Annotated in this window: 17 protein-coding genes; 7 read left to right on the forward strand and 10 right to left on the reverse strand. The window is 62.5% G+C overall.

The genetic code is table 11. The features are described from left to right. Positions 1-177: 177 nt before the first annotated feature. On the reverse strand, positions 178-435 hold the full coding sequence (gene rpmA, locus DJ563_RS17470; protein ID WP_008092023.1) for a 50S ribosomal protein L27: 258 nt from the start codon (positions 433-435) through the stop codon (positions 178-180). A 38-nt stretch (positions 436-473) separates the two neighbouring features. After that, the gene (gene rplU, locus DJ563_RS17475; protein WP_003247466.1) at positions 474-788 is read right to left on the reverse strand and encodes a 50S ribosomal protein L21; all 315 of its coding nucleotides are present in this window, start codon (positions 786-788) and stop codon (positions 474-476) included. Positions 789-1033: 245 nt separating this feature from the next. Between rplU and DJ563_RS17480 the strand changes: the two genes are divergently transcribed. The 3 genes from DJ563_RS17480 to DJ563_RS17490 all read left to right on the forward strand — a co-directional run bounded on the left by DJ563_RS17480 (position 1034) and on the right by DJ563_RS17490 (position 2860). Beyond that, positions 1034-2002 (forward strand): polyprenyl synthetase family protein, encoded by a 969-nt coding sequence (locus DJ563_RS17480; RefSeq protein ID WP_033701373.1) that lies wholly within the window; start codon positions 1034-1036, stop codon positions 2000-2002. A 119-nt stretch (positions 2003-2121) separates the two neighbouring features. Further along, positions 2122-2463, forward strand: a complete 342-nt coding sequence (locus tag DJ563_RS17485) for a zinc ribbon domain-containing protein YjdM (protein WP_274100704.1) — start codon at positions 2122-2124, stop codon at positions 2461-2463. 151 nt (positions 2464-2614) lie between these two features. After that, positions 2615-2860 carry a PA4570 family protein gene (locus tag DJ563_RS17490; RefSeq protein ID WP_003256316.1) on the forward strand — a complete coding sequence of 82 codons (246 nt, stop codon included), beginning with the start codon at positions 2615-2617 and terminating at the stop codon, positions 2858-2860. A gap of 26 nt (positions 2861-2886) precedes the next feature. Here DJ563_RS17490 and DJ563_RS17495 read toward each other — a convergent pair whose 3' ends face one another. From DJ563_RS17495 to DJ563_RS17515, 5 genes are all read right to left on the reverse strand, one after another. Next, positions 2887-3504, reverse strand: a complete 618-nt coding sequence (locus tag DJ563_RS17495; protein ID WP_033701378.1) for an FKBP-type peptidyl-prolyl cis-trans isomerase — start codon at positions 3502-3504, stop codon at positions 2887-2889. An 85-nt stretch (positions 3505-3589) separates the two neighbouring features. Next, on the reverse strand, positions 3590-3895 hold the full coding sequence (locus DJ563_RS17500; protein WP_033701379.1) for a DUF6482 family protein: 306 nt from the start codon (positions 3893-3895) through the stop codon (positions 3590-3592). 109 nt (positions 3896-4004) lie between these two features. Continuing rightward, the gene (locus DJ563_RS17505) at positions 4005-4493 is read right to left on the reverse strand and encodes a TIGR00645 family protein (RefSeq protein ID WP_016501546.1); all 489 of its coding nucleotides are present in this window, start codon (positions 4491-4493) and stop codon (positions 4005-4007) included. Positions 4494-4671: 178 nt separating this feature from the next. Next, on the reverse strand, positions 4672-5010 hold the full coding sequence (locus tag DJ563_RS17510; RefSeq protein WP_274100358.1) for a hypothetical protein: 339 nt from the start codon (positions 5008-5010) through the stop codon (positions 4672-4674). Between the two features lie 162 nt (positions 5011-5172). Beyond that, positions 5173-7611 (reverse strand): Lon protease family protein, encoded by a 2439-nt coding sequence (locus tag DJ563_RS17515; protein WP_274100357.1) that lies wholly within the window; start codon positions 7609-7611, stop codon positions 5173-5175. Between the two features lie 254 nt (positions 7612-7865). Here DJ563_RS17515 and DJ563_RS17520 point away from each other — a divergent pair, with 254 nt between their 5' ends. From DJ563_RS17520 to DJ563_RS17535, 4 genes are all read left to right on the forward strand, one after another. Beyond that, positions 7866-8354, forward strand: coding sequence for a DUF3015 domain-containing protein (locus tag DJ563_RS17520; protein ID WP_033701382.1), 489 nt, complete (start codon positions 7866-7868; stop codon positions 8352-8354). Positions 8355-8429: 75 nt separating this feature from the next. Next, positions 8430-10283, forward strand: a complete 1854-nt coding sequence (locus tag DJ563_RS17525) for an Lnb N-terminal periplasmic domain-containing protein (RefSeq protein ID WP_033701384.1) — start codon at positions 8430-8432, stop codon at positions 10281-10283. 78 nt (positions 10284-10361) lie between these two features. Next, positions 10362-10718, forward strand: coding sequence for a hypothetical protein (locus tag DJ563_RS17530; protein WP_274100359.1), 357 nt, complete (start codon positions 10362-10364; stop codon positions 10716-10718). 66 nt (positions 10719-10784) lie between these two features. Next, positions 10785-11282 (forward strand): GreA/GreB family elongation factor, encoded by a 498-nt coding sequence (locus DJ563_RS17535; protein WP_434518091.1) that lies wholly within the window; start codon positions 10785-10787, stop codon positions 11280-11282. Between the two features lie 67 nt (positions 11283-11349). Here the strand turns inward: DJ563_RS17535 and gdhA are convergent, their stop codons facing one another. The 3 genes from gdhA to DJ563_RS17550 all read right to left on the reverse strand — a co-directional run bounded on the left by gdhA (position 11350) and on the right by DJ563_RS17550 (position 15341). Continuing rightward, positions 11350-12690, reverse strand: coding sequence for an NADP-specific glutamate dehydrogenase (gdhA, locus tag DJ563_RS17540; protein WP_186662856.1), 1341 nt, complete (start codon positions 12688-12690; stop codon positions 11350-11352). A gap of 324 nt (positions 12691-13014) precedes the next feature. Further along, positions 13015-14682 (reverse strand): energy-dependent translational throttle protein EttA, encoded by a 1668-nt coding sequence (ettA, locus tag DJ563_RS17545; protein ID WP_027594531.1) that lies wholly within the window; start codon positions 14680-14682, stop codon positions 13015-13017. A gap of 260 nt (positions 14683-14942) precedes the next feature. Then, complete coding sequence (locus DJ563_RS17550; protein ID WP_047582799.1) at positions 14943-15341, reverse strand: hypothetical protein; 399 nt, start codon at positions 15339-15341, stop codon at positions 14943-14945. Positions 15342-15452 lie beyond the last annotated feature (111 nt).

A 15452-nucleotide genomic window follows, 5' to 3' on the forward strand; every position in this document is an offset into this window, starting at 1 on the left:
CTCGTCTTCCGACGAGCTGAATACTTAAAAAACCTGAGGCTCTTGCAAAAATGAGCGCGGCGGCCCCGTACGACCGTAGAAACCCACGCCGGCAGCCCATACAAACAGCTTTGCAAGAGGCTCACCACAAACGAAAAAGCCCCGTCGCATGACGGGGCTTCTGGAGCGACGTCGCGATTAGGCTGCGACGATGCTCACGTAACGGCGGTTGAACTCGCCTTTCTTCTCGAACTTGATCACGCCTTCGATCTTGGCGAACAGGGTGTGATCCTTGCCCATGCCAACGCCGTAGCCGGCGTGGAACTGGGTGCCGCGCTGACGGACGATGATGTTGCCGGCCTTGACGACCTGGCTGCCATACATCTTCACGCCAAGGCGTTTCGATTCTGAGTCGCGACCGTTACGGGTACTACCACCAGCCTTCTTGTGAGCCATGGTTCAATTCTCCAAATAAATTCAGGGGATCTAGGGGATTAAGCCTGGATGCCGGTGATTTTGATCTCGGTGAACCACTGGCGGTGGCCCATACGCTTCATGTGGTGCTTACGACGACGGAACTTGATGATGCGGACTTTATCGTGACGGCCTTGCGAAACGACTTCAGCAACAACTTTAGCGCCGGCGACGACTGGAGCGCCGATGGTGACTTCTTCACCGTTGGCAACCAGCAGAACGCGATCGAAAGTCACGGATTCGCCAGTGGCGACTTCCAGTTTTTCGATCTTGAGGAATTCACCTTCAGCGACTTTGTACTGCTTGCCGCCGGTAACGATTACTGCGTAAGACATGGGTATTTCTCCGATAATCCTGCTCACCCAGCGCTTTATATGATGAGTATTGGCTGGCATGGCTGCATGGGGCTGGAACGGCCCGGTGCAATTGCGTAAGGCAGGTGCTGCCCAGGAAGTTAGGGTGCGCGATTGTACGCAACCCCGGTTTTGCTTGCAAGTACCGCCCCCGTGGCGCTGGCACCGCGCCTTGACACACCGGGACCCGCGACCTAGCATGCCGCGCAACGTCAATGGAGCAGCCGATGCAACCCCAAACCTTCTACCGCGCGGTGGCTGATGATTTCAGCGCCGTCGACGAGATCATCAAGAAGCAGCTGACCTCGCGCGTGCCGCTGGTATCGAAGATCGGCGACTACATCACGTCGGCCGGTGGCAAGCGCCTGCGTCCCCTGCTGGTCCTGCTGTGTGGCAAGGCCCTGGGCCGCGAAGGCGACGACCTGCGCCTGCTGGCAGCGACCATCGAGTTCCTGCACACCGCCACCTTGCTGCACGACGACGTGGTCGACATGTCCGGCATGCGCCGCGGCCGTTCCACCGCCAATGCGCTGTGGGGCAACGCACCGAGCGTGCTGGTGGGCGACTTCCTTTATTCGCGCTCGTTCGAAATGATGGTCGAACTGGGTTCGATGCCGGTCATGCAGATCCTCTCCAAGGCCACCCGCGTCATCGCCGAGGGTGAAGTGCTGCAGCTGTCGCGCGTGCGCGATGCCAGCACCACGGAAGAGGTGTACATGGAGGTCATCCGCGGCAAGACCGCCATGCTGTTCGAGGCCTCGACCCACAGCGCCGCCGCGCTGGCCGGCGCCAGCGACGCGCAGCGCGAAGCCCTGCGCACCTTCGGCGACCACCTGGGTGTGGCCTTCCAGCTGGTCGACGACCTGCTGGATTACAAGGGCGACTCGCAGACCCTGGGCAAGAACGTCGGTGACGACCTGGCCGAGGGCAAGCCGACCCTGCCGCTGATCTACACCATGCGCGAAGGCACGCCCGAACAGGCTGCGCTGGTGCGCCAGGCGATCCAGAAGGGTGGCCTTGAAGACCTCGAGCAGATCCGCGCGGCGGTCGAAGCCTCGGGCGCGCTGGACTACACCGCGCAGATGGCCCGTGACTACGTGAAGCGGGCCATCGAGTGCCTGGAAGTGCTGCCGGCCAGTGAATATCGCGATGCGTTGATCGAGCTGAGCGAGTTTGCGGTAGCGCGTACGCACTAACATCGCGCCACCTTCATCGCGGGCTTGCCCGCGATGCTTTTGCAAGGACAAAACACTTCACAGAGAAAACCTTATACAATATGGGCCTTTTCAACCGCCTGTCTGTTTAAGGAACCGAAGTGAGCACTTTGCCGCCCTGCCCCAAATGCAATTCCGAATACACCTACGAGGATGGCACCCAGCTGATCTGCCCCGAGTGCGCGCACGAGTGGTCGGCCAACGGCGAAGCCGAAGCCGCCAGCGATGACGCGGTGAAAAAGGATTCGGTCGGCAATGTGCTGCAGGACGGCGACACCGTCACCGTGATCAAGGACCTCAAGGTCAAGGGCTCGTCCCTGGTGGTCAAGGTCGGCACGAAGGTCAAGAACATCCGCCTGTGCGACGGCGACCACGACATCGATTGCAAGATCGACGGCATCGGCGCCATGAAGCTGAAGTCCGAGTTCGTGCGCAAGGTCTGACCCTCGGGTGCGACGGGGCTACCTTTCTGGTGGCCCTGACAGATCCTGCAACAGGGTCACTGCACCATTCGGCAAAAATACGCCAATAGACCCTTGCTATTTTGATAATAAGAATTATTCTCATTGGAACTGCTATCCAAGGAGAATAGCCATGACCTATCTGATCGACGCCTGGCTGGACCGCCCTCACCCTTACCTGCGCATCTTGCATCGCGAGACCGGCGAAGTGTGCGCGGTACTTGAAGAAGAAGCCCTTGATGAACTGCGCGACCAGGGCGACCTGGACATGAGCGGGCTGAATTCGAGTGAACCTGGGGTGCTCAAGGAGCTGGTGCGAAATTTGTTTCTGTTCTGCTATGCGCGGGCGTTGCGCCCTGGGGGGACGGATTGGAACTGAGGCCGGCTAAGCCGGCCCCATAGGCATTACAGAACGTCGAGCAGCTCGACGTCGAACACCAGTACGCTGTGCGGCGGGATGCTGCCAACGCCTTGGGCGCCGTAGGCCAGCTCGCTCGGCACGTACAGGCGCCATTTGCTGCCAGCGTTCATCAGCTGCAGGGCTTCGGTCCAGCCAGCGATCACGCCGCCTACCGGGAATTCAGCCGGCTGGCCACGCTCGTAGGAGCTGTCGAACACGGTGCCATCGATCAGGGTGCCGTGGTAGTGGGTACGCACGTTGCTTTCGCGCGTCGGCTTGGCGCCTTCACCTGCGGTCAGCACTTCGAACTGCAGGCCCGAAGCCAGAGTGGTGATGCCTTCGCGCTTGGCGTTTTCGGCCAGGAATTCCTTGCCGGCGCCAGCTGCTGCTTCGGCCTTGGCTGCTGCCTCGGCTTGCATGATGTCGCGGATGACCTTGAAGCTGGCCGACAGGTCGGCTTCGCTGACGCGGCTGTCGGCGCCGTTGAAGGCGTCGGTCAGGCCGGCCAGGATGGCGTCCAGGCTGACACCTGGTGGTGGGTTGTCACGCAGTTGGCCACCCAGCTGACGGCCGATGCCGTAGCTGACGCGGGTTTCGTCGGTAGACAGGTTGAGTTCGGACATTGTCGTGCTCCACTGCAGGGCGCAGTGAAGCCGCGCCCTTGATGAAAAGGGCGAGCAGCCTAGCACACTGGGGCGCCTGGAGCAGCTACCAGGCCGAACGCTGGGAAATCGGTACTTTCAGGTCTTCTTCGGGGTGCGTGCCCATGCCGCACATTTCGTCCTGCACTGACCAGTGCAACAGGTTTAGCGACAGCAATGGAAGGGCTTTGAGCAGGTCACGCGCTTCTTCCACGGAGTGCACGCGCAAGCGTTGCCCGCGGCTGTCGGAAAGCGGATGCGCACGGCCCTTGACCCGGGCCTCAAGCAGGTAATCACCACCTTCGATAGCGATCAGGTTGAGTTCGTCGACATGGCCAACCCTGGCCTCGGTATTGAGCTGATGCAGGTTCATGAGAGCACCTCGCAGCGGGAACCGCATGAGTGCTCATTTTTTGTACAGGGCCAGGGAATACACAAGGTAAAACTGACGCCACTCGTCAGTTTTACCCAATCAGGCGGGCTCAGTGCTTGGTGAGCTTGTCCAGGTAACCCATGCAGAAGGCCGACACCACGAAGGTCATGTGGATGATCACGTACCACATCAGGTAGTCGGTGGAGATGTTCTGTGCGTCCATGAACACGCGCAGCAGGTGAATCGACGAAATGGCCACGATCGATGCAGCAACTTTCATCTTCAGCGAAGATGAGTCCATCTTGCCGAGCCAGTTGAGTTTCTCTTTGCTGTCGTCAATGTCCAGTTGCGAGACGAAGTTCTCGTAGCCGGAAATCATCACCATCACCAGCAGGCCACCCACCAGCGACATGTCGATCAGCGACAGGATCACCAGAATCAGGTCGGCTTCGCTCAGGGCAAATACATTGGGCAGGACGTGAACGACTTCCTGGAAGAACTTCAGGGCCAGGGCCAACAGCCCGAGGGACAAGCCGAAGTAGATAGGGGCGAGCAGCCAGCGCGAGGCATACATCGCATTTTCGAGAATACGTTCCATGGAGGGTAGGGACTCGTCAGGTGACTAAAAAAGCGACGGCGAGTATAGCCAGCCACCTGCTGCAGCAAAAGCCCGGCTCCGCTGCGCAGCCCAATCGCGACACAAGGCCGCACCCACCGACCTCTGTGGGAGCGGCCTTGTGTCGCGAATGGGGCTGCGCAGCGGCCCCAGCAATCGCCTAGCTTTCCGGATGGAACTGATAATCCCCCAGGTTACGACAGCGCTCGCCATTGATGCGACGCAACTGGGCCTGCAGGTGCAGGCACCAGATCTGCGGGTCTTCGCAAACCTGATACCCGTGTAGCGTCAGGCTGTCGACAATGGCATTGAGCACCGACTCGGCCACCAGCGGCCCGTGAAACGGCCCCTGGGCCTTGATGGCCGAAGGTTGCTCGCCGGCCATGCCGGCGGCGAACAACAGCGTCCACATGCCGTTGTCGCCGGCCAGTGGGCGGATGCTGCATTCGATGCGGGTCACCAGGCCCAGGCACTGGCGAGTAAGGCTGAGGTTGCGCATGGCCGCGTCCCCTCCAATGAGCCCTGTTCAGCCTGAAACCCTCAGGCTGTTTCCATCCTGAACGCTGATACCGTCCTAAGTTCCAGCATAGAGGAACAGCACAGAAAGTTGGAAAACCGGCGCTGAACGGTAGCACATCGCCGCCAGCGCCGGTTTATTGACTTAGGCCGGTTTAGCCTGCGCAATCACCTCTTCCAGGCGTTCCTTTTCTGCCTCTTTGATGTCCTCTTCGCTGATCATTTCTGCGATTTCGCGCAGGCGCTCAACCACGCGGGCGTTGACGCTACCCTCGGTGAACTCGCCATTTTCATCCGCCGTGCCGGCCTCCTCGCCCACCAGCAGGCTCAGCGCCTCGTCGGCCTGGCTGACCGCATACACGTGGAACTGCCCGCCTTCGACCGCCTGCAATACCCGCTCGTCGAGCATCAGCGTGGCCACGTTGGCACGCGGGATGATCACGCCTTGATCGCCGGTCAGGCCGCGCGCCTCGCAGAGCCGGAAGAAGCCCTCGATCTTCTCGTTGACCCCACCAACTGCCTGCACTTCACCGAACTGATTGATCGAACCGGTGATGGCAAAGCATTGCTTGAGCGGCGTGCGCGACAACGCCGAGATCAGCGTGCACACCTCACCCAGCGAGGCACTGTCACCGTCGACATAACCGTAGGACTGCTCCAGGGCAATGCTCGCCGAAATGGCCAGCGGGAACTCCTGGGCGTAGCGGCTACCCAGGTAGCCGGTGAGGATCATCACGCCCTTGGAGTGGATCGGCTGGCCCAGGTTGACCTCACGCTCGATGTCGACGATGCCGCTGCCGCCGGGGTAGACCGTGGCCGAGATGCGCGCCGGCATACCGAATGCCGAGTCACCTACCTCCAGCACCGTCAGGCCGTTGCACTTGCCGATGGCCGCGCCTTCGGTGTCGATCAGGATGATGCCGGCGAGCATGTCGTCCAGCACCCGCTGCGACACACGCCCGGTGCGGGTGGCCTTGGCCTTGAGCGCACGCTCGATGTGCCCGGCGTCGGTCATCTCGTCGCTGGCCAGCTGGCGGATGAAATCGGCCTCGCTGACCAGCTGGAACAGGTCACCGATGCGTGCCGACAGCCGCGACTGGTTTTCCGCCAGCCGGGCGCTGTAGGTGGCCAGGCGCGCCACGGCGTCGCTGGTCAGCGGCGCCATGCCTTCTTCGTTGGTGCGAGTACGCAAGAGCTGGGCAAATTGCTCCAGGTTCTCGTCGATCATGGGCATGTCTTCGTCGAAGTCCACCAGCACCCGGAACATTTCCTGGAAGTCCGGATCATGGTCCTGCAGCGCGTAATAGAGCTGACGCGAGCCGATGATCACCAGCTTGACGTTGAGCGGGATCATCTGCGGCGTCAGGCTGACGCTCGCCACCCGGCCCAGCTCGCCCAGCGGCGACTCCATCTTCAGCTTGCGCGACTGCAGCGCCCGCTTGAGGGCATCCCAGACGAAGGGCTCGCCGAGCATCTTCTCGGCTTCAAGAATCAGGAAGCCGCCGTTGGCCCGGTGCAACGCCCCCGGGCGCAACTGGCGGTAGGAGGTGTACAGCGCGCCCTGGTCGGTGCTGTATTCGATCCGGCCAAACAGGTTGTCGTAGGTCGGGTGCGGCTCGAACACCACCGGCGCGCCACCGTCGTGGTGATGCCCCACCACCAGGCTCGGCGCGTATTGCTCTTCGAGCATCTTGCGCGCCACGGCGTCGGTCTTGCTGTCATCGACCAGTTGCTCGACCACGGTGCGCAGCAGGTTCAACTGCACCGACTGCAGGTAGGCGCAGACCGCCGCGTTCTCGGCGTACTTTTCCGACAGCGGCGCCAGCAGCGGCTGTAGGGCCAGGGTAATGGTTTCTTCGTTGAGCTGGCGCAGCTGGTTGTTCGACTCACGCTTCCACTGCGGCAGGCTGGCCAGCTCTTCGTTGAGGCGCTCCTCGAGCAGGGCGATGTCTTCGTGGAACTGCTCACGCACCGCTTCCGGCAGTTGCGCGAACTCGGCCTCGTCCAGCGCCTTGCCTTCGGCCATTGGGGTGAAGGCGACGTTACTGGCGTCGCGGTACAAGGCCACGTCTTTTTCCAGCGAAGCGCGCTCGATCACATCCAGGGCGCGGTCATAACGCTGGTTGAAGGCGCGGTCGATGGCGCCCTTCTTCTGCTGGTACGACGGGTGCTCGAACACCGCCGGGAAGGTCGACAACAGGTTGTCGATCAGCCCACTCATGTCGGTGATGAATTCACCAGCGGTGCCCGAAGGCAGCTCCAGGGCACGCGGCTCGCGGGTGTCCTCGTAGTGGTTGACATATACCCAGTCGGCGGGGGTGTGTTGGCGCTTGCCCTCGGCCTTGAGGTAGCGCTTGACGAACGAGAAGCGGCCGGTGCCGGGCTCGCCCATCACATACACGTTGTAGCCAGGGCGGGGCATGGCCACGCCGAATTGCAGGGCCTCGACTGCTCGCTCCTGGCCCAGGACACCTCGAAACGGCTCCAGATCGTCAGTATGGGTAAAAGCAAACTGCTCGGGGGAAAAACGCCGGGTCAGGGCTTCAGGCGCAAGACGCAGGCGCGCAGCGACAGGATCGGGCATTGGGTTTCCTTACTTCGGCGGGGCGGATACGCAGCATTCTGGCGCTGCCCGCGCGCGCCTTGCAAGGCTCGGCGGGACTTTATGTCGCAGTCGCGATAACACAGCGCTTCAGGCAAATTTTTCGCAATCAACAACGCAACCTTTAGATCGTGCCTAAACTCCAAGCTGCGCGGGTGGGTGAAAAGCTTTCCCGCCTGGCAACCGAGTTGCCAGAAACCCTGACCCTTGGTTAAGACAAATAGAGAACAAATGCTATGAAACGGATTCTTCTGGGTACTCTGTTCACCGTGGTCTCCCTCAATGCCATGGCCGAAGCGCCTGGCGGCCCGAACTGCGGCTGGGGCAACATGCTGTTCGAAGGCCAGCGCGGTACGCCGGCCCACTTCCTGGCTTCCACCACCAACGGTACCTCCGGTAACGCCACCTTCGGCATGACCTCCGGCACCAACGGCTGCTCCACCAAGGCTTCGCTGACCTATGGCGGCAAGTCCTGGTTTGCCATGAACGGCATGATGAACGAACTGTCCGAAGACATGGCCATGGGCAAAGGCGAGGCTCTGACCACCTATGCCGTGGTACTGGGTGTAGCGCCTGAAGACCGCACCTACTTCGAGTCGGTCACCCACCAGCACTTCAACCAAATCTTCAGCAGCGCCGACGTCACGGCCGAAACCGTGCACAGCAACACCCTGGCGGTGCTGAAGAGCGACCCACGCCTGGCCAAGTACGCAACCGAGGCTTAAGTGCAGCTTGCCCCGCCCCACCTCCGGGGCGGGTTTCGCCTTTTTTTCGGCATCGTGAAGAAGTAGTTGCCCGATATGCTCAAACGCCTCGCTTACCTGGCGCTGTGTGCCTGCGCCCCTGTTCATGCTGCGCCTGCGCTGGATGAAGGCCGTATTCAGCAACTGGCCAGTACCCCCTACTGGATCGCCCTGGGCCACTACGAGACTGCCAAGCTCGGTGGCTGGCGAAGCTATGTGGACGACACCCGGTTCTTTCTCGCCGAGGATGGCGCGCACCACCCGGACCAGGAGCTGCGGGCCACGGTGCAGGCGCTGTATGCGCCGGCCAGCCTGGGCGACAAGCATGCCCAATGCGTCTTTCCGGCACGCACCCGTTGGCTCAAGGAACAACTGGGGCTGACTGACCTGCCGCAGCCCGACTGCCAGGAATTCAAGACCTGGTACACCTCGATCGACCCGCACAGCGCCGCGCTGATCTTCCCGGCGGCCTACCTGAACAGCCCATCGTCGATGTTCGGCCATACACTGCTGCGCATCGACCAGTCCACCACCCACAGCGACGACACCACGCTGCTGAGCTACGCGATCAACTTCGGCGCCTACATCGAAGGCAGCGACAACAGCATCCTGTACGCCTGGAAGGGCCTGATGGGCGGCTATCCAGGCCTGTTTGCGCTGATGCCGTACCAAGAGAAGCTGTCCGAGTACCGCAGCCTGGAAAACCGCGACCTGTGGGAGTACAAGCTGGACCTCACCCCGCAAGAGACCGGGCGCATGGTCGAGCATGTGTGGGAGCTCAAGCAGATCCAGTTCGATTACTTCTTCTTCGACGAGAACTGCTCATACCGCCTGCTGGAACTGCTGCAAGTAGCCCGGCCGAGCCTGGACCTGACCTCGCAGTTTCCGCTGACCGCCATCCCCACCGACACGGTCAAGGCGGTGCGCCAGTCTGGCCTGGTGGCCAGCGTCAACTACCGGCCTTCGCGCGAACGCGAACTGCTGGCCCGCGCCGAGCCTTTGGCCCCCCACGAAAAGCAGCAGGTACTGGCGGTCAGCGCCGATACCGCGCAGCTGCAAAGCCCGGCCTTCACCGCCCTGCCGCGCGAGCGCCAGGCGCTGGTGCAGGACGCCGCCTACCGCCTGGAGCGTTACCGCGCCAACGGCCAGGAGCGCGACCCGGGCCAGGCCACGCGCAGCTTCGAGCTGCTGCGGGCGATCAACCGCAACCCCCCACCAGCGCTGGATATCGAGCGCCCCGGGCTGCCCGAAGATGGCCATGACTCACGCACCTGGCAGCTCGGTGTCGGCACGCGGGAAGACCGCGCCTACGCCGAGTACGGCCTGCGCATGGCCTATCACGACCTCAACGACAACGCCTACGGCTTCCCGCTGGGCGCGCAGATCGAGATCTTGCAGCTCAAAGTGCGCCAGTACGAAGGCAACGACTGGCAGGTACAGCGCCTGGACCTCGCCACCATTCGCTCCCTGACGCCGCGCAACGCGCTGCTCAAGCCCTGGTCATGGCAAGTGACCGGCGGCCTGGAGCGGGTGCCGGGCAAGCATGACGACGAGGTGCTGGTAAGCCATGTGAATGGCGGTGCCGGCGGTACCTGGCAACTGGCCGATGGCTTGCTGGGCTTCGCCTTGGGCACGGTACGCGTGGAGCACCACAACGACTTCGCCGAATTCATTTCCCCGGCGGCGGGTTTCAACGGCGGGCTGCTGTGGCGCAACGGGCTGGGCAACATGACGCTGGAGGCCAAGGGCGATTTCTTCACCAATGGCGAGGTGCGCCGCAGTGTAAGCCTGAACCAGCAATGGGAAATCAGCCGCAACCTGGGCCTGCGGCTAAGTGCATCGCGTGAGTTCAGCCACCTGGCGACGGCGCAGAACGAGGTGATGCTGGAGCTGAAGTGGTACCACTACTGACTCTTTGACACTGTATTGACAGCCCACCGACAAACCGCCACCTAGACTCTCCCGCATCAACTGGAGGGTCTGGTGGCTATGTCGCGGTACTGGTTAGGCCTGTGCTTTGCCTTTTTGCTGTCTGGGTGCGCAACGACCCACGAACAGATGCTCGACCACGGTTACCCGCCCGCCTACGCCGATGGCTTCCAGGATGGCTGCAGCAGCGGCCGCCAGGCTGCCGGGCTGATGGTCGGCGACTTTCGCAAGGACGTGCCGCGCTACCTGCACAACCGCCAGTACGAAAGTGGCTGGGACGATGGTTTTCGCCAGTGTCACGCCCTGCAGAACAGCGAAGAGCAGCGTCAGTACCGCGACCGCTACTGGGACCAACGCGACCGTGACTGGGAGCAGGAGAAAGACCGCGGCGCTGCGCGGGCCTACCGCCACCCCTAGGTCGCAATCGGACATCCTTTGAAACCGGCGGCCTGCCATCATGGTCTTCAGCACAAGGAGGCCACCATGAGCCGAGCATTCGTCAACGAAGACCAGGCCGCCGCCCAGGCCGACCAGCCGGTAGAGCGGCGGGTCAGCGAGCAGCCCAACTACGTCACGGCCCTGGGCCTGGCACAACTGCAGCAACGGGTGGCCGAACTCAACACATTGCGCAGCCAGCTGCAGGCCCAGGGCGAGCGTGCCGACAAGCAGCGCCTGGCCGATGCCGAGCGTGACCTGCGCTACTTCAGCGCCCGGGTGCAGAGTGCCCAGGTGGTGCCAGCCGCCACTTCGCGGAGCAAGGTACAGATTGGTAGCCGGGTGAGGTTTGTCGATGAGCACGACCAGGCGCACGAGGTGCAGCTGGTTGGGGAAGATCAGGCCGATGCGGGGCGCGGGTTGATCAATTGGGGGTCGCCGCTGGGGCGGGCTTTGCTAGGCGCGGGGCCTGGGGATGAAGTGGTTTGGCGGCGGCCGGTAGGAGATCAGATGATCGAGGTGGTCGCCATCGAGGGTGAGGCTTGAGGGCCGCCCCCACACCTGTAGGAGCGGCGGGCCGATGGGGCCGCAAAGCGGCCCCATCGGTTTTGGATCAGACCACGCCCTGCGCCAGCATGGCATCAGCCACTTTCACAAAGCCGGCGATGTTCGCGCCCTTGACGTAGTTGATCTTGCCGTCAGCCTCTTCACCATAGTGAACACAGGCATGGTGAATCGACTGCATGATGTTGTGCAGCTTGCTGTCCACTTCACCGGCCGTCCACAGCAGGCGCATGGCGTTCTGCGACATCTCCAGGCCCGACACGGCCACGCCGCCGGCGTTGGACGCCTTGCCCGGGGCGTACAGGATGCCCGCGTCCAGGAAGATATCCACAGCCGCGAGGGTGGTCGGCATGTTGGCGCCTTCGGCCACGCAGAAGCAGCCATTGCGCAGCAGGGTGCGGGCGTCTTCGGTGTCCAGCTCGTTCTGCGTGGCGCACGGCAGGGCGATGTCGCACGGCAGGCTCCACGGGGTCTGGCCCTTGCGGAACTCTAGGCCGAACTCGCCCGCCAGGGTGCTGAGGCGGCCACGCTTGACGTTTTTCAGCTCCATCACGGCGTCCCACTGGGCGTCGCTCAGGCCCGCTTCGGCGTACAGAGTGCCCTCGGAATCGGACAGCGAGATGACCTTGCCGCCCAGGTCCATGACCTTGCGCGCGGCATACTGGGCCACGTTGCCCGAGCCGGAAATGGCCACGCGACGGCCATCGATGCGCAGGTCGCGGCGCTTGAGCATCTCCTCAGCGAAGTAGACGCAGCCGTAGCCGGTGGCCTCTGGGCGAATCAGGCTGCCGCCATAGGTCATGCCCTTGCCGGTCAGCACCGAGGTGAACTGGTTGGCCAGGCGCTTGTACTGGCCGAACATGAAGCCGATCTCGCGGGCGCCCACGCCGATGTCACCGGCTGGCACGTCGACGTCGGCACCGATGTGGCGGTACAGCTCGCTCATGAAGGCCTGGCAGAAGCGCATCACCTCTGCATCGCTCTTGCCCTTCGGGTCGAAGTCCGAGCCGCCTTTGCCGCCACCCATGGGCAGCGAGGTCAGGGAGTTCTTGAATACCTGCTCGAAGGCCAGGAACTTGAGCACGCTCAGGTTGACCGACGGGTGGAAGCGCAGGCCGCCCTTGTACGGGCCGATGGCGCTGCTCATCTGGATGCGGTAGCCGCGGTTGACCTGGACCTTGCCCTGGTCATCGACCCAAGAAACGCGAAACAGCACCGCGCGCTCGGGTTCGACCATGCGCTCCAGGATACCGGCCTGCAGGTAATGGGGGTTGGCTTCGAGGAACGGCCAGAGGGTGCGCAAGACTTCTTCCACTGCCTGGTGGAACTCAGGCTGGGCAGGATCGCGTTGCTTGAGGCGCGCGAGGAAATTATCGACAGATTCGACCATGGTAGACATCTCACCAAGAGGGATTGGACTTATTGGTTTTTTTTCGAATGTACCAAGAAGCAATCGCACGAGAACAGGGCGTAATGTCGTTTTTTTGAAATTATTTGGTGCGTTTTATATAAATGTATACAAAATTGATGGATTGTTGTTAGCAGGTCGGGCCTCTTCGCGGGGCAAGGCCGCTCCCACAGGATCTATGAAAGGCCCCAGAGCACTGGACATTTTGTGGGCGCGGGCTTGCCCCACGAAGGGGGTGGCACCCCTTTATGCCAGGCACAAAAATGGGGCCCCTGAGGGCCCCATTCTTGTGCATCCAAAACGGGCTTACTGGGCCAGCTTCTTGTGCCGTACACGGTGCGGCTGGGCAGCAGCATCGCCCAGGCGCTTCTTGCGGTCAGCTTCGTACTCGGTGTAGTTGCCTTCGAAGAACATCACGTTCGAGTCGTCTTCGTACGCCAGGATGTGCGTGGCCACACGGTCCAGGAACCAACGGTCGTGGGAAATCACGATCGCGGCGCCCGGGAAGTCCAGCAGGGCTTCTTCGAGCGAACGCAGGGTTTCGACGTCAAGGTCGTTGGACGGTTCGTCGAGCAGCAGGACGTTACCGCCCTCCTTCAGGGTCAGGGCCAGGTGCAGACGGCCACGCTCACCACCGGACAGGTCCTTGACGAACTTCTGCTGGTCGCCGCCCTTGAAGTTGAAGCGGCCAACGTAGGTGCGCGACGGAATCTCGTAGTTACCGATGCGGATCTGGTCGGAACCGTCGGAGATCTGCTGGAACACGGTCTTGCTGCCGTCCAGGTCTTCGCGGCTCTGGTCGACACAGGCCAGTTGCACGGTTTCGCCGATCTCGATGCTGCCCGAGTCCGGCTGCTCTTTGCCCATCAGCATGCGGAACAGGGTCGACTTACCGGCGCCGTTACCACCGATCACGCCGACGATGGCGCCTTTGGGCATGGCGAACGACAGGTTGTCGATCAGCACGCGATCGCCATAGCCTTTGGAAACGTTCTTGAACTCGATGACCTTGTCACCCAGGCGCGGGCCGGCCGGGATGTAGATCTCGTTGGTTTCGCTGCGCTTCTGGAATTCCTGCGACTGCATTTCTTCAAAGCGCTGCAGACGTGCCTTGGATTTGGACTGGCGGGCCTTGGCGCCTTTGCGCACCCACTCCAGTTCCTCTTTCATGGCCTTCTCGTGAGCGCTCTGCTGCTTGGATTCCTGCGCCAGACGGTCCGACTTGGCTTCCAGCCAGCCCGAGTAGTTGCCTTCGTACGGGATACCGGCGCCGCGGTCCAGTTCGAGGATCCAGCCGGCGACGTTGTCGAGGAAGTAACGGTCGTGGGTAATCGCTACCACGGTGCCGGGGAAGTCGTGCAGGAAGCGCTCCAGCCAGGCCACCGAGTCGGCGTCCAGGTGGTTGGTCGGTTCGTCGAGCAGCAGCATGTCGGGTGCCGACAGCAGCAGGCGGCACAGGGCCACACGGCGCTTTTCACCACCGGACAGGTGTTCGATTTTCGCGTCCCAGGCCGGCAGGCGCAGGGCGTCGGCGGCAACGTCCAGCTGGCGCTCGAGGTTGTGGCCGTCGGCAGCCTGCAGGATCGACTCGAGCTTGGCCTGCTCGGCGGCCAGCTTGTCGAAGTCGGCGTCGGGTTCTGCGTAAGCCGCGTAGACCTCGTCCAGGCGAGCCTGGGCGTCCTTGATGACGCTGACCGCTTCTTCGACTACTTCACGTACGGTCTTGGCCGGGTCGAGTTGCGGTTCCTGCGGCAGGTAGCCGACGTTGATGTCGGGCATCGGACGGGCTTCGCCGTCGAATTCCTTGTCGACGCCCGCCATGATCCGCAGCAGGGTCGATTTACCCGCGCCGTTCAGGCCGAGCACGCCGATCTTGGCGCCTGGGAAGAACGACAGGGAGATGTTCTTGAGAATTTCGCGCTTCGGCGGCACGACCTTGCTCAGCCGATGCATGGTGTAGACGTATTGAGCCAAAACCAAGCCCTCTAAATAGGTAAAGACATCGACGAACGCCCCGGCAATGGGCCAGGGGGATGTGTTTACGGGGTGTCATTGAACAAAGTCGACCATTCTACGCCAACGCGCGGCGTTGCATAGGAGGGCCGGGTGGGGGATCAACAGGGGGCCGCTATACGGCCCATTCGCGGGACAAGCCCGCCCCTGCAGGTCGATTGCTGCTGTGGGAGCGGGCTTGCCCCGCGAATGGGCCAGCAAACACGATTGCCCGAAAAGGCTCAGACGTGACGCTGTTTGGCCTTGCCCCGCGGCAACCGGCAACCGCCACCCTGCTCGGCCAGGCGCGCGGCCCAGGCAGACTTGACGCTGAAGCCGCCCTTGCGGGCAGGCTGCTCGGCGGCCTTGGCCGGCTTGGCGGCAGGCTTGCTGACGGCCTGGGTAGCCGGCTGTTTCACCACGGGCGCCGCCGCAACCGGTGCTGCTGCCGCCTTGGCGGTCTTGCGCAGTTCGGCCAGCGACGGGGCCTTGCTTTTCGAGGCGGCTGCCGCCTCGGGTTTGACCAGCGAACGCTGGCACGACTTGCAGGATACGTCCTCGGTCACGGCAGTGCTGACAAGGGTCTGACTGCTGCGCCCACAGGCGGAATCGAGGCCATTGGAGGAAAAGTGAGTAACCAAAACCGAACATCTCCGAAGCGTTGTCATTGAAGCGGGCGGCATTCTCGCACAGGTTGCAGGGGCTTGCCGAACCACGGGGGCGCGACCACGACCGTCGGCAGGCCGAGCGCC

The sequence above is a fragment of the Pseudomonas sp. NFX1 genome (assembly GCF_051123555.1).
In the GTDB taxonomy this organism is placed as follows: Bacteria; Pseudomonadota; Gammaproteobacteria; order Pseudomonadales; family Pseudomonadaceae; genus Aquipseudomonas; species Aquipseudomonas capeferrum.

What these genes read in the sequence shown, in the direction of transcription:
- rplU (WP_003247466.1), bottom strand. Translation starts at nt 788, where the DNA reads ATGTCTTACGCAGTAATCGTTACCGGCGGCAAGCAGTACAAAGTCGCT.
- DJ563_RS17535 (WP_434518091.1), top strand. Translation starts at nt 10,785, where the DNA reads ATGAGCCGAGCATTCGTCAACGAAGACCAGGCCGCCGCCCAGGCCGAC.
- DJ563_RS17505 (WP_016501546.1), bottom strand. Translation starts at nt 4,493, where the DNA reads ATGGAACGTATTCTCGAAAATGCGATGTATGCCTCGCGCTGGCTGCTC.
- DJ563_RS17500 (WP_033701379.1), bottom strand. Translation starts at nt 3,895, where the DNA reads ATGAACCTGCATCAGCTCAATACCGAGGCCAGGGTTGGCCATGTCGAC.
- rpmA (WP_008092023.1), bottom strand. Translation starts at nt 435, where the DNA reads ATGGCTCACAAGAAGGCTGGTGGTAGTACCCGTAACGGTCGCGACTCA.
- DJ563_RS17520 (WP_033701382.1), top strand. Translation starts at nt 7,866, where the DNA reads ATGAAACGGATTCTTCTGGGTACTCTGTTCACCGTGGTCTCCCTCAAT.
- DJ563_RS17525 (WP_033701384.1), top strand. Translation starts at nt 8,430, where the DNA reads ATGCTCAAACGCCTCGCTTACCTGGCGCTGTGTGCCTGCGCCCCTGTT.
- DJ563_RS17515 (WP_274100357.1), bottom strand. Translation starts at nt 7,611, where the DNA reads ATGCCCGATCCTGTCGCTGCGCGCCTGCGTCTTGCGCCTGAAGCCCTG.
- gdhA (WP_186662856.1), bottom strand. Translation starts at nt 12,690, where the DNA reads ATGGTCGAATCTGTCGATAATTTCCTCGCGCGCCTCAAGCAACGCGAT.
- DJ563_RS17495 (WP_033701378.1), bottom strand. Translation starts at nt 3,504, where the DNA reads ATGTCCGAACTCAACCTGTCTACCGACGAAACCCGCGTCAGCTACGGC.
- DJ563_RS17490 (WP_003256316.1), top strand. Translation starts at nt 2,615, where the DNA reads ATGACCTATCTGATCGACGCCTGGCTGGACCGCCCTCACCCTTACCTG.
- DJ563_RS17480 (WP_033701373.1), top strand. Translation starts at nt 1,034, where the DNA reads ATGCAACCCCAAACCTTCTACCGCGCGGTGGCTGATGATTTCAGCGCC.
- DJ563_RS17530 (WP_274100359.1), top strand. Translation starts at nt 10,362, where the DNA reads ATGTCGCGGTACTGGTTAGGCCTGTGCTTTGCCTTTTTGCTGTCTGGG.
- DJ563_RS17510 (WP_274100358.1), bottom strand. Translation starts at nt 5,010, where the DNA reads ATGCGCAACCTCAGCCTTACTCGCCAGTGCCTGGGCCTGGTGACCCGC.